20 protein-coding genes and 1 riboswitch are annotated in these 22835 nt (G+C 69.2%); of the genes, 12 read left to right on the forward strand and 8 right to left on the reverse strand.

The window, feature by feature from the left end; all coding sequences use genetic code 11:
* Window positions 1-41: 41 nt before the first annotated feature.
* The 5 genes from DW307_RS16665 to DW307_RS16685 all read right to left on the reverse strand — a co-directional run bounded on the left by DW307_RS16665 (window position 42) and on the right by DW307_RS16685 (window position 5690).
* Window positions 42-671 (reverse strand): response regulator, encoded by a 630-nt coding sequence (locus DW307_RS16665; RefSeq protein WP_399553092.1) that lies wholly within the window; start codon window positions 669-671, stop codon window positions 42-44.
* Window positions 668-1861 carry a sensor histidine kinase gene (locus tag DW307_RS16670; RefSeq protein ID WP_029260493.1) on the reverse strand — a complete coding sequence of 398 codons (1194 nt, stop codon included), beginning with the start codon at window positions 1859-1861 and terminating at the stop codon, window positions 668-670. Before DW307_RS16670 ends, DW307_RS16665 begins: the two co-directional genes overlap by 4 nt.
* 40 nt (window positions 1862-1901) lie before the next feature.
* Window positions 1902-2657 (reverse strand): ABC transporter permease, encoded by a 756-nt coding sequence (locus DW307_RS16675; RefSeq protein WP_136025258.1) that lies wholly within the window; start codon window positions 2655-2657, stop codon window positions 1902-1904.
* A gap of 1 nt (window position 2658) precedes the next feature.
* Window positions 2659-3633, reverse strand: coding sequence for an ABC transporter ATP-binding protein (locus tag DW307_RS16680; RefSeq protein WP_136025259.1), 975 nt, complete (start codon window positions 3631-3633; stop codon window positions 2659-2661).
* A gap of 185 nt (window positions 3634-3818) precedes the next feature.
* Window positions 3819-5690 carry an FAD-dependent monooxygenase gene (locus tag DW307_RS16685; protein WP_136025260.1) on the reverse strand — a complete coding sequence of 624 codons (1872 nt, stop codon included), beginning with the start codon at window positions 5688-5690 and terminating at the stop codon, window positions 3819-3821.
* A 159-nt stretch (window positions 5691-5849) separates the two neighbouring features.
* Between DW307_RS16685 and DW307_RS16690 the strand changes: the two genes are divergently transcribed.
* A complete protein-coding gene (locus DW307_RS16690) occupies window positions 5850-6560 on the forward strand; it encodes an IclR family transcriptional regulator (protein WP_029265840.1) in 711 nt (236 codons plus the stop codon).
* A gap of 105 nt (window positions 6561-6665) precedes the next feature.
* Here DW307_RS16690 and DW307_RS16695 read toward each other — a convergent pair whose 3' ends face one another.
* Window positions 6666-8045, reverse strand: a complete 1380-nt coding sequence (locus tag DW307_RS16695) for an MFS transporter (protein WP_021198824.1) — start codon at window positions 8043-8045, stop codon at window positions 6666-6668.
* Between the two features lie 153 nt (window positions 8046-8198).
* Between DW307_RS16695 and DW307_RS16700 the strand changes: the two genes are divergently transcribed.
* The 9 genes from DW307_RS16700 (at window position 8199) to DW307_RS16740 (ending at window position 17434) form a co-directional block, all read left to right on the forward strand.
* Complete coding sequence (locus DW307_RS16700) at window positions 8199-9683, forward strand: fumarylacetoacetate hydrolase family protein (RefSeq protein WP_036331203.1); 1485 nt, start codon at window positions 8199-8201, stop codon at window positions 9681-9683.
* Window positions 9680-10393: a GntR family transcriptional regulator gene (locus DW307_RS16705; RefSeq protein ID WP_136025261.1), complete on the forward strand. Its 714-nt coding sequence runs from the start codon at window positions 9680-9682 to the stop codon at window positions 10391-10393. Before DW307_RS16700 ends, DW307_RS16705 begins: the two co-directional genes overlap by 4 nt.
* Window positions 10390-11886, forward strand: coding sequence for a 5-carboxymethyl-2-hydroxymuconate semialdehyde dehydrogenase (gene hpaE / locus DW307_RS16710; RefSeq protein ID WP_021198827.1), 1497 nt, complete (start codon window positions 10390-10392; stop codon window positions 11884-11886). The genes DW307_RS16705 and hpaE overlap by 4 nt, the downstream gene beginning before the upstream one ends.
* A gap of 91 nt (window positions 11887-11977) precedes the next feature.
* Window positions 11978-13141 (forward strand): 3,4-dihydroxyphenylacetate 2,3-dioxygenase, encoded by a 1164-nt coding sequence (gene hpaD, locus DW307_RS16715; protein ID WP_029260486.1) that lies wholly within the window; start codon window positions 11978-11980, stop codon window positions 13139-13141.
* A 10-nt stretch (window positions 13142-13151) separates the two neighbouring features.
* Window positions 13152-13937: a fumarylacetoacetate hydrolase family protein gene (locus DW307_RS16720; protein ID WP_029260485.1), complete on the forward strand. Its 786-nt coding sequence runs from the start codon at window positions 13152-13154 to the stop codon at window positions 13935-13937.
* A complete protein-coding gene (locus DW307_RS16725) occupies window positions 13922-14722 on the forward strand; it encodes an HpcH/HpaI aldolase family protein (protein ID WP_136025262.1) in 801 nt (266 codons plus the stop codon). Before DW307_RS16720 ends, DW307_RS16725 begins: the two co-directional genes overlap by 16 nt.
* A 113-nt stretch (window positions 14723-14835) precedes the next feature.
* Window positions 14836-16065: an MFS transporter gene (locus DW307_RS16730; RefSeq protein WP_029265849.1), complete on the forward strand. Its 1230-nt coding sequence runs from the start codon at window positions 14836-14838 to the stop codon at window positions 16063-16065.
* Window positions 16066-16103: 38 nt separating this feature from the next.
* The gene (locus DW307_RS16735; RefSeq protein ID WP_136025263.1) at window positions 16104-16826 is read left to right on the forward strand and encodes a DUF6882 domain-containing protein; all 723 of its coding nucleotides are present in this window, start codon (window positions 16104-16106) and stop codon (window positions 16824-16826) included.
* Between the two features lie 50 nt (window positions 16827-16876).
* Window positions 16877-17434, forward strand: coding sequence for a hypothetical protein (locus DW307_RS16740; protein WP_029265853.1), 558 nt, complete (start codon window positions 16877-16879; stop codon window positions 17432-17434).
* Between the two features lie 79 nt (window positions 17435-17513).
* On the opposite strand, the gene DW307_RS16745 is transcribed toward DW307_RS16740, so the two are convergent.
* Both DW307_RS16745 and glyA read right to left on the reverse strand, forming a co-directional pair.
* Window positions 17514-18392 carry a bifunctional methylenetetrahydrofolate dehydrogenase/methenyltetrahydrofolate cyclohydrolase gene (locus DW307_RS16745; protein WP_029265856.1) on the reverse strand — a complete coding sequence of 293 codons (879 nt, stop codon included), beginning with the start codon at window positions 18390-18392 and terminating at the stop codon, window positions 17514-17516.
* 124 nt (window positions 18393-18516) lie between these two features.
* Window positions 18517-19791, reverse strand: coding sequence for a serine hydroxymethyltransferase (glyA, locus tag DW307_RS16750; protein WP_021198835.1), 1275 nt, complete (start codon window positions 19789-19791; stop codon window positions 18517-18519).
* Window positions 19792-19831: 40 nt separating this feature from the next.
* Window positions 19832-19916: riboswitch (ZMP/ZTP riboswitch) on the reverse strand.
* A gap of 107 nt (window positions 19917-20023) precedes the next feature.
* Here glyA and DW307_RS16755 point away from each other — a divergent pair.
* Both DW307_RS16755 and nagA read left to right on the forward strand, forming a co-directional pair.
* The gene (locus DW307_RS16755; protein WP_240750730.1) at window positions 20024-21535 is read left to right on the forward strand and encodes a family 20 glycosylhydrolase; all 1512 of its coding nucleotides are present in this window, start codon (window positions 20024-20026) and stop codon (window positions 21533-21535) included.
* Complete coding sequence (gene nagA, locus DW307_RS16760; protein WP_136025264.1) at window positions 21532-22704, forward strand: N-acetylglucosamine-6-phosphate deacetylase; 1173 nt, start codon at window positions 21532-21534, stop codon at window positions 22702-22704. The genes DW307_RS16755 and nagA overlap by 4 nt, the downstream gene beginning before the upstream one ends.
* The last annotated feature ends 131 nt before the right edge of the window (window positions 22705-22835 follow it).

Here is a 22835-nt window from a genome sequence, read left to right on the forward strand (position 1 = left end):
GACATTCGACCAGCGACATTCGACAGTGAGCGAACCGCCCGTCAGATCCACCCCTTGTCGAGCGCGATCCGCACCGCCTGCGCACGGTTCGCCGCCCCGGTCTTCCCGATCGCCGCGGAGAGGTGGTTGCGCACGGTTCCCGCTGACAGGAACACCTCGGCGGCGATCATCGCGGCGGAACGGCCGTCCACGGCGAGTCGCAGCACCTGTCGTTCCCGATCGCTCAGGGGGTTCGCACCGTCGAACAGGCTGTCTGCGGCGAGCGCCGGATCGAGGACACGCAGTCCGGACTGCACGCGTCGCACCGCCTCGGCCAGTTCCTCGGCGGGGGTGTCCTTCACGATGAAGCCGCTGGCACCGGCGTCCAGAGCGGAGCGCAGGTAGCCGGGACGCGCGAACGTCGTCACGACGAGGATGCGCGTCCCCGTGCTCACCTCACGGATGCGCCGCGTCGCATCGATTCCGTCCACCCCGGGCATCTGGATGTCCATGAGACACACGTCCGGTCGCAGCTCCTCCGCGAGCCGCACGGCTTCCGCCCCATCCGCGGCCATGCCGACCACGGTGAGGTCGGGCTCCAACTCGAGCAACGCCCCGAGCGCGCCCCGCACGAGAGCCTGATCGTCGGCGATCAGCAAGCGGATGCCGATGTCGCGGCTCGATGCGTTCACCAGGTCACCTCCACGCGTGTGCCCGCGTCGCCGACGGGCCCCAGGACGAACGACGCACCGGCCGCCGCCGCGCGTTCACGCATACCGCGGATGCCGTTGCCTTCCACCAGGCCGACACCCACTCCGTCGTCCTCCACCACCAGGCGTCCGGGGAGCAACCTCACCCGAACCGTTCGAGCACGAGAATGCCGGAGCGTGTTCGTGGTCGCCTCGCGGAGGATCCAGCTCGCGGTGATCGCCTGCACCGGCGACAGCGCGCTCGGCTCCCCCTCGACCTGCAGAGCGATGTCCGCCGCACGGAACGAGTCGCGAGAAGAGGCGAGCTGCTCCACGAGCGTGGTCCCTCGCGCGCCGGCCACCGTCGAGCGGACGCCCGCGATCGCCTCCGCCGTGAGCCGTTCGATGTCGGCCAGCTCGGCCTTGGCCCGCTCGGGATCGGAGTCCATCAGCCGCCGCACCAGCTGCGCCTTGAGCCCGACGACGGTCAGCGAGTGCCCGATCAGGTCGTGCACGTCGCGGGCCACCGCTTCACGCCCCTCGCTCGTCGCCAGCTCGAGGCCGAGCCTCTCCGCCTCCGCCGAACGCAGGATGAGCCACGTCGACACCGTGTTGACCACGCCGAGCAGCGCCACGATCGCGAGCACGGACAGATAGCTGATCCCCCCAGGAAGCAGGAAGACGCACAACGCCGTCACCGTGACCGCGGCGATCGTCGTGATCCAGTGCCACAGGCGCGTCAGCCCGTAGGAGGCGAACGACATGAGGAACGGCAGGAAGCTGAGCGCCGATCCTCCCTCCGCCGGGATCGAGATCACGACGCACCCGATCAGTGCGACGAACGTGATCCACTGCCTCCGCGAGGGTGCGCGACCCAGTCCGCCGCCGCCCCGCATCCCGTGCATGAAACCGGTGACGTACAGCACGACGAACGCGACCAGTGCAGCCCACCCCACCACGGCCCACGGGACCGGCGCTTCCGAGCGCAGCAGCGCGATCACCGGATAGACGAGGAACACGAGCCAGATCACGGCCATCAGCCAGCCGAACCGCGCCCACGGGTCCTTCCCCGTAGCGCTGCGCGCTCCGGGAGCCGCCCATGCCGCCGGGGCCGCGCCCGCCGCCGCGAACGACGCGGCCTCGCGGGCGGACCCTGGCGTCTCTGGACTCTCCGGGTTCGTGTGTCGCGTCATCCGTCCAACCTACTGTCGCCCTGTGCCGCCGTCGGGGCCGCTACTGCCGCGCCCGCGAGCGCTTCATCCCCATCATGACGAGGAGGGCGAACAGCAGGAGCCAGACGGCGACGTTGAGGAACAGCATCCACAGCGGATCGGTCTGTCCCGTCGTGAGCGTCCCGTCGGTGAGGGGCCACCGGCTCAGGGCGACGAAGCCGTACAGGGGGGTGAAGCGCGCGATGTCGAGCATCACACCGTCGAGCGGCATGAACACGTTGCCGAAGAACGCGAAGAACGTCATCGAGATCGAGGCGAGTGCCGCTGCCGAGTCGGAGCTGAAGAACAGTCCGACGCCGAGACCGAAGAGTCCGTACATGAGGCCGATCCCGAGGATGATGCCCGCCGTCGCGACCCAGCGCCAGGCGTCTTCCGCCTCGGCACCGGTCATCATCCCGGCGGTGAACACCGCCACCAGCGCCAGCGCCGCGAAGGCGACCGCGGTGAGCAGCTTCGTCACCGCGTATCCGGCCGTCGTGAGCGGGGTCATCGCGAGCTGGCGTCCCCACCCCTGCTTGGCCTCCGTCGCGGCGAGCGACGTGAGCGAGCTCATGGCGACCGCCGTGCCATAGGCCGCCATCGAGGTCATCACGTAGAAGGAGACGTTCCCGTGACCGGCAGAGAGCGAGCCGTAGCCCATTCCGGCACCGAACAGCAGGTACATCGCGACCGGCATCGCCAGAGTGAACGCGAGCGTATAGGGGTTGCGCAGCTGGCGGAGGCCTTCGATGCGCAGCATGGTGGGTGAGACGAGCATGTCAGTTCTCCGTCAGTGCCGTGAAGGCGGTCTCGAGGGTGGGCGCGGCGATCTCCAGGTCATGGGCACCGTTGTCGAGCAGGATGCGGGCGGCGGCGTCGGAGTCAGCGGTACGCAGGCTGAGACGATCGCCGTCGAGCCGCACGCCGGCGACACCATCAGCCGCGCTCAGAACGGCGACGAGCGCGGCCGCGTCTTCGTCGACCGTCGCCGAGACGGTCCGCTCTCCGAGACTGGCGCGCAACAGCGCGGTGGGGGCGTCGGCGACGACCGTCCCGCGATGCATCACCACGGTGCGGCGTGCGAACTGCTCGGCCTCCTCGAGATAGTGGGTGGCGAAGACGATCGTGCGCCCGGCATCCGCATCCGCCCGCATGACACCCCAGAAGTGCCGCCGGGCCGTGACGTCCATTCCCGCCGTGGGCTCGTCGAGCACCAGGATGTCGGGGTCGGACACCATCGCGAGCGCGAACTTCACGCGCTGCTGCTCACCGCCGGAGCACTTCGAGACCCTTCGGCGGGCGAGATGCTCCAGGTCGGCGCGGGCCATGACCTCGTCCACCCGGTCGAGGGCGTGGGCTCCGTGGAGAGAAGCGATCAGCCGCACCGTCTCTCCGACGGTCAGGTCGCCGAGCAGGCCCCCGGTCTGCAGCACCGCCCCGATCGAACCGCTGGAAGTGGCGCGCTGCGGTGTCGCCCCGAGCACCCGCACGGTGCCGCTGCTGGGCTCGGTGAGCCCGAGAAGCATGTCGAGCGTGGTCGTCTTGCCCGCACCGTTCGGTCCCAGCAGCGCGACGACCTCGCCACGTCGGATCGACAGGTCGACCCCGTCGACAGCCTGCACCCGGCGGTCGCCCGTGCCGAAGTGTCGTTTCACGGCGCTCAGCTCGAGCACCACGGGTTCATCGGTCGGGGCGGCGGTCACCGGTCGAGCGGAGGCCCGCGTCGCCGTCCCGTCCACGGAGGAGTTGTTCATGCCTCCAGCCTCGTCCGATGCGGGCGGTGGCGCCGGAGGGCGGTGTCATCTCCTGGACGTGACACGTGTCATGTCCAGGCGCCCCGCAGCCCCGGGAGGAGAACTCACCCTCGGGCGGAACGACCGGGGCCGACGCTCCGCCCGTCGAGGGGATCTCCGCCGGACGCGGAGCGGAGCCCGGGACCTCAACGCGCCGGAAGCAGCGCCCCCTCGAGGAAATCGGCCAGCTCGGTCGTGTCATGCAGCGGCAGGATCGCTGCCACGTACTGGTCTGGCCGCACCACGACCACCACGCCGTCGCGCGACAGCTCGCGCGCGGCGAAGATGTCGGTCTCGGTCCACTTGCTGGGGCCCGCCGCGTACACTTTCTCCCAGTCGGTCAGTCCGAGCGGCCCGGTCTTCGGCTGGAACAGCGCGGGAGCCGACGTGACCTCGACCTCTTCGAACGGCTGCTGATAGACCGCCTTGACATCGAAGACGGCATCGACGTCGGCGTCCTCCGGCGTGAAGCGCGCGAACAGCGGCTCGGCCGCCTCCGCCCATGTGGCGAGCCCTTCACCGGTGCGGTCGCCGAACGCGTACACGCGCCAGCGGCCGTCGGCCTTCGCGTGGTGCCCGAGGTGCACCACGTTGCCGTCGCCCACGCGCACGACCTCGGCGGACTTGAAGCGCTTCCCGAGCGGGAAACCCACGGCCAGATCCTGGTGCCGGTCGGTTCCGGTGATCATCGACGAGGTGTACTGCGTCATGAACCCCGACGGGAACTCTGCCGTGGCGAGGTAGTAGGTCGCCAGCTCGTTGGGGTCGGAGATCTCCTCGGGCTTCCGCGCCATCAGGCTCGACCACTCGCGGTCGAAGTCGATCAGCTGCTGCGCCACGGGCCGCCGCTCGGCACCGTACGTGGCCAGCAGGGCTTCCGGGGCACGGCCCGAGAGCACCGAGCCGAGCTTCCACCCGAGGTTGAAGCCGTCCTGCATCGACACGTTCATGCCCTGGCCCGCCTTGGCGCTGTGCGTGTGGCACGCGTCGCCGGTGAGGAACACCCGGGGCGTGCGTCCCGAACCGTCGATCACGTCGTCGAAGCCGTCGGTGACCCGGTGTCCGACTTCGTACACGCTGTGCCAGGCCACTTCGCGCACGTCGAGCGTGTACGGGTGCAGGATCTCGTTCGCGCGGCGGATGATCTCCTCGATCGGCGTCTGCCGTACGCGATGGTCATCGTCGTCCGCGACCTCGCCCAGGTCGATGTACATGCGCGAGAGGTAGCCGCCCTCCCGAGGGATGTGCAGGATGTTGCCCGCCTCGGAGTTGATCGCGCACTTGGTGCGCCAGTCCGGGAAGTCGGTGTTGACGAGCACGTCCATGACGCCCCAGGCGTGCGCGGCCGAGGCGCCCACGTGCGTGCGGCCGATCGCCTGACGCACACCGCTGCGGGCGCCGTCGCAGCCGACGACGAACTTGGCACGGATGGTCCGCTCCTCACCCGAGCGCTCCCCCGCGACGTAGCGGATGCCGACCTCGACGGGGTACTCCCCCTCGACGTGCACCGTGAGGCCGGTGAACTCGACCCCGTAGTCGGGCACGATCCGGCCGGGCCCGTTCGCCGCGGCCTCGGCGAAGTAGTCGAGCACGCGGGCCTGGTTGACGATGAGGTGCGGGAACTCGCAGATGTCGTAGGCGTAGTCGGAGGTGCGCGAGGTGCGGACGATCTCGTCGCGCTTGTCCGGGTTCGGACCCCAGAAGTTCATCCAGCCGATGTTGTACGCCTCGGCGATGATCCGCTCGGCGAAACCGAACGCCTGGAACGTCTCGACACTGCGCGGCTGGATGCCGTCGGCCTGGCCGAGCGGAAGGCGCCCGTCGCGCTTCTCGATGATGCGGGTGGAGATGTCGGGATACTGCGCCATCTGGGCGGCGAGCAGCATCCCCGCAGGCCCCGAGCCAACGATGAGCACATCGATCTCGTCGGGGAGGTCGGCGGGCCGCGCGACCCCGATGCCGGCGGCGCCCTGCACGCGCGGGTCAGCGGAGACGTAGCCGTGGTGGTGGAACTGCATCGTCGTCGATTCCTTCCGGACGTCATCGTCGGGTGTGTCTGTCGGAGGTGGTTCATCGGGTCTTGCACCCGACGCCATCGTGTTCTATATTCGAACACACCGTTCTACTATTGAACACAGCCTAAACCGCGCCGTCCGCGATCGCAAGGGAGCACCCGCATGCCCGACAGCACGATCCCCTCGCCCGCCTCCCAGACTCTCAGTCGCGGCATCCGCATCCTCGAGGTACTCGCCGATGCCCGCGGCCCCCTGACGATCGACGAGATCGCGTCCCGTCTCGGTGTGCACCGCTCCATCGCGTATCGCCTGCTGCGCACGCTCGAAGACCACGGGCTGGTCACGCGCGACGCCTCCGGAGCGGTGAGTCTCGGGGCGCGCATGGCAGCACTCGCGGCCGGGGTCGCGCACGACCTGCAAGCCGAGGCGCTTCCCGAGCTCACGGCGATCGCCAACGAACTCGGCATGACATGCTTCCTCGCCGTCCTCGACGGCACCGAGTGCATCACGCTGGCCAGCGTCGAGCCTCGGCACGCGGTCGCGAGTGTCGCCCAACGCCCCGGCGCCCGACACCCGGTGTCGGTCGGCGCCCCCGGGAAAGCGATCCTCGCGCAGGTGCCGGTCGCGGAATGGCCGGAGGAGGTTCCCGCATCGCTTCCTGCCGACGTCGATGCGGCGCGTGCCCGCGGCTATGCGACGAGCCACGACGAGGTCATCCCCACCGTCCAGTCCGTCGCGGTCCCGCTCACCCTGCGCGGACAGCGCCCGGCCGCGATCGCCGTCGTGCACGTGGCAACAGACCTCGACGATGCCGAGATCGCCGCGCGACTCCGACAGGCGGCGTCCGACATCCGCGACGCTCTCGACGGCTGACGCGCGCGCAGCCCTCGAGACGAAGCTCCCGCCGCGCTTCCTGTCGTCGCCGTATGGCAGACGACAGGAAGCGCGACGGGAGCACGTCATGCCATCCGCGCGAGGTCAGGCCTTGGCGAGTCCGTAGATCGGGCTGACGGACTGCTCTTCCTCATGATCCGGTCCGAGCGGGATGCCCGAGCGGTCGCGGAGCAGCAGGGTCGCGACGAGACCCAGTACGGTCATTCCGGCCAGATACCAGGTGACGGCCCCCGTCGAGCCGGTCGCCTTCACGATGGCCGTCGCGATCGTCGGGGCGAACGCACCGCCGGCGATGGCGCCGATCGCGTACGAGATCGAGACACCGGAGAACCGGATGCTCGCGGGGAACAGCTCGGCGTACAGCGCCGCCTGCGGACCGTAGGTGAATCCGAGGCCGATCGTGAGGATCGCCAACCCGGCGAACAGCAGGCCGATCTCGCCGGTGTTGACCAGCGGGAACAGCGTGAACACACCGACCAGCTGCAGCGCCCAGCCGACGATGTACGTCGTGCGGCGGCCGATGCGGTCGGACAACCACCCCGCGAGGAGCGTGGTGAGCAGCCAGGTGACCGCGGATCCGGCGACCGCCCAGAGCACGGGGCCGCGCTCGAGGCCGATGGGGCCGGCGGGGTCCGTGGCGTACCCCTGGATGTATCCGCCCGTGGTCATGTAGCCCACGGCGTTGTTGCCGGCGAACACGAACGCGGCGATGATCACGAGCAGCAGGTGCTTGCGGAACAGCTGCGCGATCGGCATCCGCGCCTTCTCCTTGCGCGCGGCGAGCTCGGTGAAGACCGGGCTCTCCTCGACCTTGCGGCGCACGTAGTACCCGACGAGGATCAGCACCACGCTGAGCAGGAACGGCACACGCCAGCCCCACGCGAGGAACTGGTCGCCGGGGGCGATCACCGTCATGAGCGCCATCACACCGGAGGCGAGCAGGAGGCCCAGAGGCACGCCGATCTGCGGGGACGCGCCGAAGATGCCGCGCTTCTTGCGGGGCGCATGCTCGACGGCCATCAGCACGGCACCGCCCCACTCACCGCCTGCCGAGATGCCCTGCACGATGCGCAGCAGCACCAGCAGGATCGGCGCCATCAGTCCGATGGTCTCGTAGGTGGGCAGGATGCCGATGAGGGCGGTGGCCGCACCCATCAGGATCAGCGTCCACATCAGCACGGCCTTGCGCCCGAGCTTGTCGCCGTAGTGGCCGGCGAGGAAGGCGCCGAGGGGACGGAACAGGAAGCTGACACCGACCGTGGCGAAGCCGATCAGGGCGCTGTTCTCGCCGAGCGGGGCGAAGAAGAGCTGACCGAACACGAGCCCGACGGCCGTGGCATAGATGAAGAAGTCGTACCACTCGACCGTGGTGCCGACGACGGTGGCGAACACGACACGGCGCCGATCGGCCGCTGTCGCGATGGTTCCGGTGGGCGTGAACCCAGCCTGTGACTGCCCACTCATGGGGTGTCTCCTTTGGTTGTGACCGCATTGTCACGGCGTGCAGCGGAGCGGATCCGAAGTGCTTGCCGAGGGGTGAACCGATGATATATGATTTCGAATACGACGCACAAGGCGTCACGCACGACATCGCAGACGAGCGCAAGGAGGCGCCCCGTGACGGCCCCCATCACCCGCCCCGGCAAGATCATCGCGATCCACCTGAGCTATGCCTCGCGCGCCGACCAGCGCGGCAGGCGCCCTGCCTCCCCTTCCTACTTCTTCAAGCCGGCCAGCTCGGTCGGCGTCTCCGGTGGCACCGTCGAGCGCCCTGCCGGCACCGAGCTGCTCGCCTTCGAGGGCGAGATCGCTCTCGTGATCGGCACTCCCGCCCGCCGGGTCTCGCTCGACGACGCCTGGGACCACGTCGGCTGGGTCACCGCCTCGAACGATCTCGGCCTGTACGACCTGCGCGCGAACGACAAGGGCTCGAACGTCCGCTCCAAGGGCGGCGACGGATACACGCCGCTCGGCCCCGACCTCATCGACGCCCGCACGGTCGACCCCGCCGCCCTCCGGGTGCGCGCCTGGGTGAACGGAGAGCTCCGTCAGGAGGACACCACCGCCGGCCTCATCTTCCCGCTCGCGCAGCTCGTGGCCGACCTGTCCCAGCACTTCACGCTCGAGCCCGGCGATGTGATCCTCACCGGCACTCCCGCCGGTTCTTCGGTCATCGTCCCTGGCGACGTCGTCGAGGTCGAGGTGGATGCCCCGGAGGCCCCCGGCGCTCCGACCTCGGGCCGTCTCATCACCACCGTCACGCAGGGCGAGATGCCCTTCGACGGCGACCTCGGATCGCTCCCCGCCGTCGACGACCTGCAGCGTACAGAAGCGTGGGGCTCTCGCGAGGAGGCAGGCCTGCCGCCCCTCGAGAAGACGCACGGGCTCTCCCCCGAGCTGCGCGCCCAGCTCCTCGAGGCGCCGACGGCCGGTCTGTCGGCGCAGCTCCGCAAGCGTGGACACCACTCCTGCTTCATCGACGGCGTGTCCGTGAACATCCCCGGCAGCAAGATCGTCGGCACCGCGAAGACGCTGCGCTTCGTGCCGTTCCGCGAAGACCTCTTCGCCTCCCACGGCGGCGGCTACAACGCCCAGAAGCGCGCGTTCGACGCCGTGGAAGAGGGCGAGATCATCGTGATCGAAGCCCGAGAGGATGCCACGACCGGCACCCTCGGCGACATCCTCGCCCTGCGCGCGAAGGTCCGCGGAGCGGCCGGGGTCGTCACCGACGGGGGCGTCCGCGACTTCGACGCCGTGGCCGAGATCGGTCTCCCCGTGTTCTCGCAGGGCGCGCATCCGTCCGTGCTCGGCCGCAAGCACGTGCCATGGGACGTGGACGTCACGATCTCCTGCGGCGGCGCGACCGTGCAGCCGGGCGACATCATCGTCGGCGACAGCGACGGCGTGATCGTCATCCCCCCGGCGCTGGCTGCCGAGGTCGCGGCGAGCGCCGTCGCGCAGGAGATCGAAGACGCCTGGATCGCCGAGCAGGTGGCCGCCGGCCACCCCGTCGACGGGCTGTTCCCTCTGAACGCCGAGTGGCGAGCCCGCTACGAGGAGGCCATCTCGGACCGGAGCGCCGGCGATCGGAGCGCACGATGACCACGACGGCGGCCAGCAAGTCCGAGGTGGCTTACGAGTGGCTCCGCTCCCGCATCACGGGTCATATGTTTAGCCCTGGATATCGTCTGGTGCTGGGATCCATCGCGGACGACCTCCAGATGAGCGTCGTCCCGGTGCGCGAAGCCATCCGCCGCCTCGAAGCCGAAGGACTCGTGACGTTCGAGCGCAACGTCGGCGCACGCGTGACCCTCGTCGACGAGAGCGAATACGCCCACACCATGCAGACGCTCGGCCTCGTCGAAGGCTGCGCCACCGCGCTCTCCGCTCCCCATCTCGACGACGCCGCCCTCGATGAGGCCACCCGCATCAACGAGCGGATGGCGCAGATGCTCGACCAACTCGACGCCCACGCCTTCACCGAGCTCAACCGCCAGTTCCATTCGGTGCTGTTCGAGCCGTGCCCCAACCCGCATCTGCTCGATCTCGTGCACCGCGGCTGGTCGCGGCTCTCCGGCATCCGCGACACGACGTTCGCATCGATCCCCGGACGCGCCCAGCACTCGGTCGAGGAGCACACCGAGATCCTCGATCTCATCCGCGCGGGTGCCGACCCTCTCGAGATCGAACTCGCCGCCCGCAACCACCGCTGGCGCACCATGGACGCGTTCCTCGACGCGCTGCACGCCCGTTCCACCCAGACGACTTCCGACCAGACGACTTCTGCCCAGACGACCGGAGAATTCTCATGACCGATTCGCGCATCCCCGCCGACCTCCCCGACCACATCCAGCACTACATCGACGGCGCATTCGTCGACTCCGTCGATGGAGACACGTTCGACGTGCTCGACCCGGTCACCAACCAGGCGTACACGACGGCCGCAGCGGGCAAGAAGGCCGACATCGAGCTCGCCGTCGCCGCCGCGAAGCGCGCGTTCGATGAGGGCCCCTGGCCGCGCATGCTCCCCCGCGAGCGGTCGCGGGTGCTGCACAAGATCGCCGACATCGTCGAGTCGCGCGATGCGCGTCTGGCCGCGCTCGAGTCGTACGACTCGGGCCTCCCGATCACGCAGGCACTGGGTCAGGCCCGTCGCGCCGCCGAGAACTTCCGCTTCTTCGCCGACCTGATCGTCGCGCAGTCCGACGACGCCTTCAAGGTGCCAGGGCGCCAGATGAACTACGTCAACCGCAAGCCGATCGGCGTCGCCGGGCTCATCACACCGTGGAACACGCCCTTCATGCTCGAGTCGTGGAAGCTCGGTCCCGCGCTCGCGACCGGCAACACGGTCGTGCTGAAGCCTGCCGAGTTCACGCCGCTCTCCGCGTCCCTCTGGGCAGGCATCTTCGAGGAGGCGGGGCTGCCGAAGGGCGTCTTCAACCTCGTGAACGGCCTCGGCGAGGACGCGGGCGACGCGCTCGTGAAGCACCCCGACGTGCCGCTCATCTCCTTCACGGGTGAGAGCTCGACCGGACAGCTCATCTTCGGCAACGCCGCGCCGTTCCTCAAGGGGCTGTCGATGGAGCTCGGTGGCAAGTCGCCCGCCGTGGTCTTCGCCGACGCCGACCTCGAGGCCGCCGTGGACGCCACGATCTTCGGCGTCTTCTCCCTCAACGGCGAGCGCTGCACGGCTGGATCCCGCATCCTCGTCGAGCGCTCGATCTACGAGGAGTTCGTCGAGCGCTACGCCGCTCAGGCGAAGCGCGTCAAGGTCGGCTACCCGCACGACCCCGCCACGGAGGTCGGTGCCCTCGTTCACCCCGAGCACTACGAGAAGGTCATGAGCTACGTCGAGATCGGCAAGACCGAGGGCCGCCTCGTCGCCGGCGGCGGTCGTCCCGAGGGTTTCGAGGAGGGCAACTTCGTCGCGCCGACCGTGTTCGCCGACGTCTCCCCCGACGCCCGGATCTTCCAGGAGGAGATCTTCGGACCCGTCGTCGCGATCACGCCGTTCGACTCCGACGAGGAGGCGCTGTCGCTCGCGAACAACACCAAGTACGGACTCGCCGCCTACATCTGGACCAACGACCTCAAGCGGGCGCACAACTTCGCGCAGTCGGTCGAGGCCGGCATGGTGTGGCTGAACAGCAACAACGTGCGCGACCTCCGCACCCCGTTCGGCGGCGTGAAGGCCTCGGGTCTCGGTCATGAGGGCGGCTACCGCTCGATCGACTTCTACACCGACCAGCAGAGCGTGCACATCACGCTCGGGCCCGCCCACAACCCGACCTTCGGCAAGAACTGACCCACTGTCTCGTTCCGGTCGCACTCTCCGCCGCCCCACCGACGCGGATGCGACAGAGAGTGCGACCGGAACCTCACGCAAGGACGCTGACATGACACACCGCGACGACATGACCCTGACCTCCTCCGGCTTCTACGTCTCCCAGGAGGCGCCGATCCGCTCCGAGAACCCCATCGCGACGCCGCAGAGCTCGCCGCCGGACATCCTCCGCTGCGCGTACATGGAGCTCGTGGTCACCGACCTCGCGGCCTCGCGGCAGTTCTACGTCGACATCCTGGGCCTGTACGTGACCGCGGAGGACGACGAGGCGATCTACCTGCGGTCGACGGAGGAGTTCATCCACCACAACCTGGTGCTGCGCAAGGGCCCGATCGCCGCCGTGGCCGCCTTCTCGTACCGGGTCCGCACTCCCGAAGACCTCGACCGCGCGGTGGAGTTCTACACCGAGCTGGGCTGCGATGTGCGACGCGATGAGAACGGCTTCGTCAAGGGCATCGGAGACTCGGTGCGCGTGGTCGACCCGCTCGGCTTCCCCTACGAGTTCTTCTACGCGACCGAGCACGTCGAGCGGATGTCATGGCGCTACGACCTGCACATCCCCGGCGAGCTGGTGCGGCTGGACCACTTCAACCAGGTCACCCCCGATGTGCCGCGCGCCGTGGGGTTCATGCAGGATCTCGGATTCCGCGTCACGGAGGACATCCAGGACGACGAGGGCACGGTCTACGCCGCCTGGATGCGCCGCAAGCCCACGGTGCACGACACGGCCATGACCGGCGGCGACGGCCCCCGGATGCATCACGTGTGCTTCGCGACCCACGAGAAGCACAACATCCTCGCGATCTGCGACAAGCTCGGCGCGCTCCGCCGCTCCGACTCGATCGAGCGCGGCCCCGGGCGTCACGGCGTCTCGAACGCCTTCTACCTCTACCTGCGCGACCCCGACGGCCACCGCGTCGAGGTGTACACGCAGGACTACTACACGGGCGACCCCGACAACCCGGTCATCACGTGGGACGTCCATGACAACCAGCGTCGCGACTGGTGGGGCAACCCCGTCGTCCCGTCCTGGTACACGGATGCCTCGCTGGTCCTCGACCTCGACGGCAACCCGCAGCCGGTCGTGGCCCGTACCGACGACTCCGAGATGGCGGTCACGATCGGCGCCGATGGTTTCTCGTACACGCGTGCGGACGACGATAAGGACATGCCCGAGTACAAGCAGGGCGAGTACAAGCTGGGCCACCAGCTCTAAGGGGGCACGGATGCTGTCAGCAGAGACGATCACGCAGATCGCGGCGGAACTCGCGGAGGCCGACCGCACGCACTCCGTGATCCCGCGCATCACGGCTCGGTACCCGGAGGCCACGGTCGAGGACTCCTACGCGATCCAGGGGGTCTGGCGCGACTCGCAGATCGCCGCGGGCCGTCGACTCGTCGGTCGCAAGATCGGATTGACCTCGAAGGCGATGCAGCAGGCCACGGGCATCACCGAGCCGGACTACGGGGTGATGTTCGACGACACGGTCTACGACTCGGGAGCCGATATCCCGGTCGACCACTTCTCGAACGTGCGCATCGAGGTCGAGCTCGCCTTCGTGCTGAAGACCCCGCTCGAGGGCCCCGACTGCACCCTCGACGACGCTCTCGCGGCGATCGACTACGCCGTCCCCGCGCTCGAGGTGCTGAACTCGCACATCGAGCTCGAGGGCCGCACGATCGTCGACACGATCAGCGACAACGCGGCGTACGGCGCGATGGTGCTCGGCACCGTGCGCAAGCGCCCCGATGAGATCGACCTGCGCTGGGTTCCCGGTGTCCTCTCCCGCAACGGTGAGATCGAGGAGACCGGTGTCGCCGCCGGGGTGCTCGGTCACCCGGCCACCGGGGTCGCCTGGCTCGCGAACAAGTTCCATCAGCACGGCGCGCGTCTCGAGGCCGGAGAGATCATCCTGGCAGGATCGTTCACACGCCCGATGTGGGTGTCGCGTGGCGACGAGGTGCTGTGCGATTACGGACCGATGGGAACAATTGCATGCCGCTTCGTCTAGCCCCTTCGTTCCGCGAGCAGATCGCGGACTCCGATCGCCCCTTCGTCGGCATGTGGGTCTGCTCCGGCAGCCCGCTGCTCGCCGAGGTCGCCGCGGGGTCGGGACTCGACTGGCTCCTGATCGACATGGAGCACTCGGCGAACACGCTCGAGTCCGTGCTCGTGCAGCTCCAGGCTGTCGCCGCGTACCCGGTCGCCCCGCTCGTGCGGGTGCCGTCGAACGACACCGTCGCGATCAAGCAGATCCTCGACCTCGGAGCGCAGAACCTGATCGTGCCGATGGTCTCCTCCGCAGACGAGGCCCGCGCCGCCGTCGCGGCCACCCGCTACCCGCCCGAGGGCATGCGCGGAGTGGGCAGCGCCCTCGCCCGCAGCGCGCGCTGGAACCGTGTCGATCGCTACCTGCAGGAATCGGCGCAGCACATCTCGCTCACGGTGCAGATCGAGACGGCGGCGGGCGTCGAGGCCGCAGCCGACATCGCCGCGGTCGACGGCGTCGACGCGGTTTTCGTCGGCCCTTCCGATCTGTCCGCGTCGATGGGCCTGCTCGGCCAGCAGACCCACCCCGAGGTCACGGCTGCCGTCGAGAAGGTCTTCGCCGCGGTCAAGGCGGCAGGTAAAGCCGTCGGCGTCAACGCGTTCGACCCTGCAACCGCCGACGCCTACTTCGCCGCCGGTGCCGACTTCGTGGCCGTCGGGGCGGATGTCGCTCTGCTCGCACGGGCGTCCGAGGCTCTGGCCGCGCGCTTCATCGCCACCGACGACTCCTCCCGCGCCAGCTACTGACCTTTCGAATCGCGCACGTGGCTGTGTCCAGGATCTGGATGCAACCGTCTGCGCGATTCGAACGACTCCCGCCCGTGGCAGGATAGCCGGGTGCACAGGAGCGAGGTCGTGAGGTGAGCCGCGGGCTCGCCGCGATGCAGGACCGCAACTTCCGCTGGTTCTTCCTCGCCCGGGCGATCACGATGATCGCCGGGTCGATGTCCTCGATCGCCCTCGCCTTCGCGGTCCTGGAGATCGACAACGACGCGCGATCGCTGTCCTTCGTGCTCGCCGCCTTCACGGTGAGCAACATCGTGTTCGTGCTGTTCGGCGGCGTGATCGCCGACCGACTCCCCCGGGCGCTGATCATCCAGGCCTGCTATGTGGTCGACATCCTGTCGATCGGCACGATCGCCGCGCTCCTGTTCACCGGCAACGCCACGATCCCGCTCCTCGTGATGCTCTCGATCGTCAACGGCGCTTCGACGGCGTTCGTGCTGCCGGCGATGCAGGGCATCATCCCGCAGCTCACGACTCCCGAGCATCTGCAGCAGGCGAACGCGATGCTGTCCTTCGTGCGCTCAGCCGTGACCATCGGCGGCCCGATCATCGCGGGCGTCCTGGTGGCGACCGCGGGCCCGGCCTGGGCGATGGTCGTGCAGGCGACCGGATGGGTGATCGCGATCCCGGTGCTGGCCCTGGTGAAGCTCCCTCCCCCGTCGCACGCGGGCGGCACCACGATGTTCCACGACCTCCGCATCGGATGGCGGGAGTTCTGGAGTCGCTCATGGCTGTGGACGATCGTGCTGGCCTTCATGGTCATGAACGCCATCCACGTCGGCGCCTGGGGTGTCGTGGGCCCGTACATCGCGAAGAACAACGATCTGCTCGGCATCACCGGATGGGGCTGGGTCGTGAGCGCCGAGGGCGCCGGCGTGCTGCTGATGACGCTGCTGCTGATGTGGTTCCCGCTGCGACGGCCGCTGCGCTACGGCATGATCGGCATGGCCGCCTTCGCGATCCCCGTGACGATCCTGGGCGTGCATCCCGCGGTGGTCCTGCTCGCCATGGCCGCGTTCATCGCGGGGGCGGGGGCCGAGGTCTTCAGCACGGGGTGGAACCTCGCGATGATGGAGAACATCCCCGGCGAGAAGCTCTCGCGGGTGTCGAGCTACGACATGCTCGGCAGCTTCGTCGTGATGCCGATCGGCACGCTCGTGTACGGCTGGCTGATCACGCATGCCGACCCCGCGACCGTGCTCATCGCCTCGGGTGCCGTGTACGCGGTGATCGCGCTGGCCACCCTGATGGTGCCGAGCGTCTGGCGGATGGGACGCCCGGAAGCCGCGACGATCTCCGCGTGAACTAGCGGATTCATAGCATCGACCGCGAGACTGTCGGCATGACCTTCGCCGCGCTCCAGCCCCTCGCCGATCGTGCCGCCCTCTTCGTCGCACTCCGTCAGGATGCTCTCTCCGCCGCCGCCGATGCCCTCGGCGAGCACCGCTGGGACGCGGACCTGGCTGCCGGCACGCTGACCTTCACGGCCGACGCCGATCCGTCCCGCCAGCTCGTGGCCCGCGCGCACCTGATCGCGACGATCGCACCGGGACCCCGGTCGCTGCTGTGGGCCTGGGCACACCCGAGCGGCGACCCGCAGGGAGTCGCCGCTCAGCTGCACGCATACGGCAATGAGCACGGCATCGCCGAACTCACCACCGCCGAGGTCGCGTTCCCCGCCGAGGTCTCCGGCGACGACGAATGGATCGCCCAGGCGGCCCACACGGTCGGCGGCGTCGCGGTGGAGCTCACCGGGCGCTCCCCCTACTATTCCGCCCCGGTCGGCAACGGAACACGGGCGGTCTTCCTGCTCGACGCTCCGCTCGCGCCGCTCACGGTGGCCGATGCGGTCATCGCGCTCCCCCGCGTGCTCTCCGCCGCCGTCCTGCCCGATGCACGCACGGCGGTCTGGGACCTCGCCCGCCTCGCGGGCTGGACGCTCTCCTGGACCGATGAGGCGTTCTCCGGGGCGACGGTGTCGGATGCCACGGGAATCGCGACGTTCCGCTTCGACGAGCAGGCCCGCATCAGCGGGATCGAGAGCACACTGCACAGTCAGGGGTGACCGGGCACGCTCAGGGGTGACCCGCCCTGGATGTGTGGGATTCTGGGCGCATGAAGAACGGAATCGTCCGGTTCGCCGCGCTCTACGTGTTCGACGTCGCCGTGCTGCTGCTGATCGGCCTGCTGCTGCCCGGTGTGTCGGTCGGTCTGAACGCGCTGTGGGCGTCCGTCATCCTGACCCTCGCCGCCCTGTTCGTGAAGCCGCTGCTCGCCGGGGCCTTCCGCACGTCGGCCGCGAAGTCGGCCGCCGAGCGCACCAGGACCGGCGAGAAGGTCGTGCAGTACGTCCTGGTGTATCTCGTCGAGCTCATCATCTGGGTGCTCACGGTGTGGCTGAGCGGGGTGCGTGCCTCCGGCTTCTGGGCATTCGTGCTGCCGCCGCTCGCACTGCTGTTCGGCTGGATGATCTACGACCAGATCGACGATCGGCTGCGGGCGAAGGCGGGCGAGATCTACGATTCGGTGCAGGCACGCGTGCAGGGAGGCGCGAAGGCCCCATCCTCCGCGCCCGCCGCGCCGTCGGAGTCGCCGGAGACCCGCGCCGCCCGTGACGAGCTCCGCGACGGGCTGACGCCCGAGCAGCGACGGATGCTCGACGAACTGGGCTGATCCGGGCGGTACGCGCCCGGAGCGAGGAAAGGCGCCCTCCCGTCACCGGGCGGGCGCCTTTCTGCGCGAAGGGTCGTCGTCAGAGCGACCGTTCGGCCGCTTCCACGACGTTGGTCATGAGCAGCGCGACCGTCATCGGGCCGACACCTCCCGGGTTCGGGGAGATGTAGCCCGCCACGTCGGCGACATCGGGGGCAACGTCGCCGAACACGAGGCTCTTCCCCGTCTCCTCGTCGGTCTCGCGCGTCACACCGACGTCGAGAACGGCCGCGCCGGGCTTCACGTCCTCCGCGCGGATCAGGTGCTTCACGCCGGCCGCGGCGACGATCACGTCGGCCTCACGCAGGTAGCGCGGCATGTCGACGGTGCCGGTGTGCGTGAGGGTGACCGTGGCGTTCAGGTCGCGCCGGGTGAGCAGCAGTCCGATCGAGCGTCCGATCGTGACGCCGCGCCCGACCACCACGACATGCTTGCCGTTGAGGTCGTAGTCGTTGCGCAGCAGCAGCTCGATGACCCCGCGCGGCGTGCACGGCAGCGGCGTGTGGATCGGGCCGTTGACGTTCAGCACCAGGCGCCCGAGGTTGGTCGGGTGCAGGCCGTCGGCATCCTTGGCCGGGTCGATCCGCTCGAGGATCGCGTCGGTGTCCAGGTGCTTCGGCAGCGGCAGCTGCACGATGTAACCGTGGCAGGCCGGGTCGGCGTTGAGGTCGTCGATCAGTGCTTCGACGTCGGCCTGGGTCGCATCCGCCGGCAGCTCGCGCTGGATCGAGTTCATCCCGATCGCCTCGGACTGCCGATGCTTCATACCCACGTACAGCTGCGACGCCGGGTCGGCGCCCACGAGCACGGTGGCGATCCCGGGCGTCACCCCCTTGCTCTTCAGCGCGGCGACGCGCTCGGTGAGCTCGGCCCGGATCGCGGCCGAAGCCGCCTTCCCGTCGAGGATCTTCGCGGTCATGGTGTCTTCCTTACGTCGTCACCGCCGAGTGCATGGCCTCCCGTCGAGCGCACGGCTTGTTCACGTCGACAAGCCGTGCGCTCGGCAGTACCCCGTGCACTCGCGAGAGGGAGGTGCTGCGGAATTACTGCTGCAGGTCCGGGTAGAGCGGGAACGCGGCGGCCAGGGCGTCGACGCGGGCGCGCAGGGCCTCGACGTCGGCCCCCGGGAGCAGCGCGAGGGCGATGATGTCGGCCACCTCGGTGAACTCGGCATCGCCGAAGCCGCGGGTCGCGAGCGCGGGCGTGCCGATGCGCAGGCCCGAGGTCACCATGGGCGGACGCGGGTCGTTCGGGACGGCGTTGCGGTTCACGGTGATGTGGATGTCGTGCAGGAGATCCTCGGACTGCTTGCCGTCGATCTCGGCGTCGCGCAGGTCGACCAGAACCAGGTGCACGTCGGTGCCGCCCGAGCGCACGGAGATGCCGGCGTCCTTCACGTCCTGCTGCGACAGGCGCTCGGCGATGAGCTTCGCCCCGCGCAGCACACGCTCCTGGCGCTCCTTGAACTCGGGGGTGCCGGCGAGCTTGAACGCCGTGGCCTTGGCCGCGATCACGTGCATGAGCGGTCCGCCCTGCTGCCCGGGGAACACCGCGGTGTTGATCTTCTTGGCGAGCTCGGCGTCGTTGGTGAGGATGAAGCCCGAGCGCGGGCCGCCGATCGTCTTGTGCACGGTCGAGGAGACGACGTGTGCGTGGGGCACCGGGTTCGGGTGCAGACCTGCGGCGACCAGACCGGCGAAGTGCGCCATGTCGACCCAGAGCAGCGCGCCGACCTCGTCGGCGATCTCACGGAACGCGGCGAAGTCCATCGTGCGCGGGTAGGCCGACCAGCCGGCGATGATGACCTTCGGCTTGTGCTCGATCGCGAGGCGACGCACCTCCGCCATGTCGATCGTCGAGGTCTCGGGGTCGACACCGTAGGCGACGATGTCGTACAGACGGCCGGAGAAGTTGATCTTCATGCCGTGCGTGAGGTGGCCGCCCTGGTCGAGGGACAGACCGAGCAGGGTGTCGCCGGGACGGGCGATCGCGTGCAGGACCGCCGCGTTCGCGGAGGCGCCGGAGTGCGGCTGCACGTTCGCGAACTCCGCACCGAACAGGCTCTTGGCCCGCTCGATCGCGAGGGACTCCGCGACGTCGACCTCTTCGCAGCCACCGTAGTAGCGGCGTCCGGGGTAGCCCTCTGCGTATTTGTTCGTGAGCACGGAGCCCTGCGACTGCAGCACCGAGACGGGCACGAAGTTCTCCGACGCGATCATCTCGAGGAAGGTCTGCTGGCGCTTCAGCTCGCGATCCAGGACCTGAGCGATCTCGGGGTCGACCTCGGAAAGCGGGGCGTTGAAGTAACGGTCGGTCATGATGACGTGCTCCTTTGACAACGGATTCGAAAGGGGTGTTCCTATCGGCCCAGGCGCGCGGTCGAATTCCGTGGTCAGTCGCTCCCCGGTGGTAGTCCACCCAGACGCCAGTCGCGACGGTTACGAGCATAGCCGATGCGAGCCGCCGCGCACGCTGCCGTCTGATGGCGGTCGCAGAATCGATTCGAGTTCTGCCATTCCGCTGAGCGGCACCGACGGGTAGGTTTTGTTCATGGTCCTTCCTCATCCTCTTCCGCTCGTTCCCGTGCCCGTGTCCGCCGTCGCACGAGAGGGACGGATGCCGATAACCGCGAAGACGCGCGTGCGCGGTTCCTCCCCCGCAGCCGCCCAGCTGATCGACGCGGTCGAGCGCCGCAGTGGCATCCGGCTCTCCGTCGTCGACGAGGCCCCCGCCGACATCGAGTTGATCGTCGACCCGGAATCCTCGGCGCCGGAAGGCTACACACTCGAGATCGGCGATCAGGCCATCGTCGTCGGGGCCGACGAAGCAGGGCTCTTCTACGGCGTGCAGACACTGCTGCAGCTGCTGCGCCAGGACGACTCCGGTTGGGCGCTGCTCCGCGCCGACGTCGCGGACTCCCCGCGCTTCCCGCGACGGGGCGTCATGCTCGACGTCGCCCGGCACTTCTTCGGCGTCGACGATGTGAAGAGGTTCATCGACAGCACGAGTGCGCTCAAGTTCAACCACCTGCACCTGCACCTGAGCGACGACCAGGGGTGGCGCGTGCACATCGACTCCTGGCCGCTGCTCACCGAGCGCGCCTCCGGCACGTCGGCGAACGGCGACCCCGGCGGCTTCTACTCGAAAGACGACTACCGCGAGCTCGTGGCGTACGCCGCCTCGCGCCACATGATCGTGATCCCCGAGATCGACCTGCCCGGGCACACCCACGCGATCGGCGTGGCCTACCCCGAGCTCGTCGAGGCGCCGGTGCTGAACGACAACCTCATCGCGGATTCCGCGCGTCTGGGCCAGCCGTTGCCCGTCGCCGGCGAGACCTACCTCGGCTGGGGTGTCGGCCATTCCAGCGTCCGCATCCACGAGGAGCGCACGTACGAGTTCGTGCGCGACGTCGTCCGCGAGTTGGCCGAGATGACGCCGGGGCCGTACATCCACATCGGCGGCGACGAGTCGCTCGGCACTCCCCAGGCCGACTTCGATCTGTTCGCCGCGCGCGCGACCTCGATCGTCGTGGAAGAGGGGAAGATCCCGATGGCCTGGCACGAGATGGGCTCCGCGGCGAACATCGCCGAGGGCACCGTCGGGCAGTACTGGGGGAAGACCACGCCCGAAGGCACTCACGCCGAGGAGGCCGCCCATTTCGTCGAGCGGGGCGGTGCTCTCCTCATGTCGGCGGCTGACGTCACCTACCTCGACATGAAGTACACGGAGGACTTCCCCCTCGGACTCACCTGGGCGGCGATCATCGACGTCCGCTCCGCCTACGAGTGGGAGCCCACCGCGGTGCTCGACGTCCCCGAGGCCGCGATCCTCGGTGTGGAGGCCCCTCTCTGGTCGGAGACCACCCGCACGATCGACGAGGTCGAGCAGCTGGTCTTCCCGCGCGCCGCTGCGCAGGCCGAGGTCGCCTGGTCGCCACGAGAGGCACCGGAGCGCACGTGGGAGTCGTTCCGCCTGCGGGTCGGGTCGTTGGCGCCGCTGTGGAAGGCTGAAGGGGTCGATTTCCACCCCGCAGACGAGATCCCCTGGAGCGCACGTTGAGCACCCACTCCTCTTCGACCGGTTCGCTGGTCATCCACTCCGCGCGGATCATCGATCGCGGCGACATCGTCGAGGACGGCTGGATCCGGGTCGAGGACGGTGTCGTGACGGACCGCGGGACGGGATCGGAGTGGACGCCGGCGGACGAGATCGTCGACGCGACCGCCGTCGCCGGCGCGGGCGCCCTGCTCACTCCCGGCTTCATCGACATCCACGGGCACGGAGGCGCCGGTGCCGCGTTCGACGACGGCATGGAGGCGATCCGCACCGGACGAGACCTGCACCGCGCGCACGGCACCACCCGCGCGGTCATCTCGCTCGTGACCGCGTCGCTGGACTCCCTCGCCCGCAGTGTCGCGCTCATCGCGGATCTGACCGAGACGGATACCGACATCCTGGGATCGCACCTCGAGGGGCCCTTCCTCGACCCCGGGCATCACGGAGCCCACGAACCCTCGCTTCTCCGCCATCCGGCGGCCGCGGATGTCTCCCGCCTCTTGGATGCCGGCCGCGGCACCGTCCGTCAGGTCACCATCGCGCCGGAGCTCCCCGGCGGGATCGACGCGATCCGACAGATCGTGGCAGCGGGTTCCGCGGCCGCCGTCGGCCACACCGATGCGGATGCCGCCATGGCGATCGCCGCGTTCGAGGCGGGAGCCTCCATCCTCACCCACGCGTTCAACGCCATGCCGGGGATCCATCACCGCGCTCCGGGGCCGGTTCTCGCGGCGGCGGCCGATCATCGTGTGGTGCTCGAGGCCATCGCCGACAACGTGCATCTGGACCCGCACGTCGTCAAGCTCGTCTTCGACTCCGCCCCCCGGCGGGTCGCGCTGATCACCGATGCGATGGCGGCCGCCGGGAGTGCCGACGGCCACTACGACCTCGGCGCGGTGAGCGTCACGGTGCGCGACGGCGTGGCGAGGGCTGACGACACCGGATCGATCGCCGGATCGACGCTGACGCAGGACGTGGCCCTGCGGCGGGCCGTGCAGGCAGGCGTGTCGCTGCCCGAGGCCGTCCGCGCGCTCACGGAGACGCCGGCACGGGCGATCGGCCGCGATTCCGCTCTCGGCGGTCTGCGCAACGGGATGCTCGGCGATGCCGTGCTCCTGGATGCGGAACTGCGCGTCGCGCGCGTGTGGTCAGGACCCCGGCTGCTCGTCTGAGACGGCGCCGCGCGCGACGCGCAGCTCTGCGCTCTCCGGTCATGCATGTGTGACGGGGCGGGAGGCCGCCGTTCCCCAGATCGGCGGCCTCGTTCCCCCTCGTGAGACGGGCGGCCGGGTTCTCCTCCCCC

Source organism: Microbacterium sp. K27 (genome assembly GCF_004794435.1).
GTDB classification, from domain to species: domain Bacteria; phylum Actinomycetota; class Actinomycetes; order Actinomycetales; family Microbacteriaceae; genus Microbacterium; species Microbacterium maritypicum_A.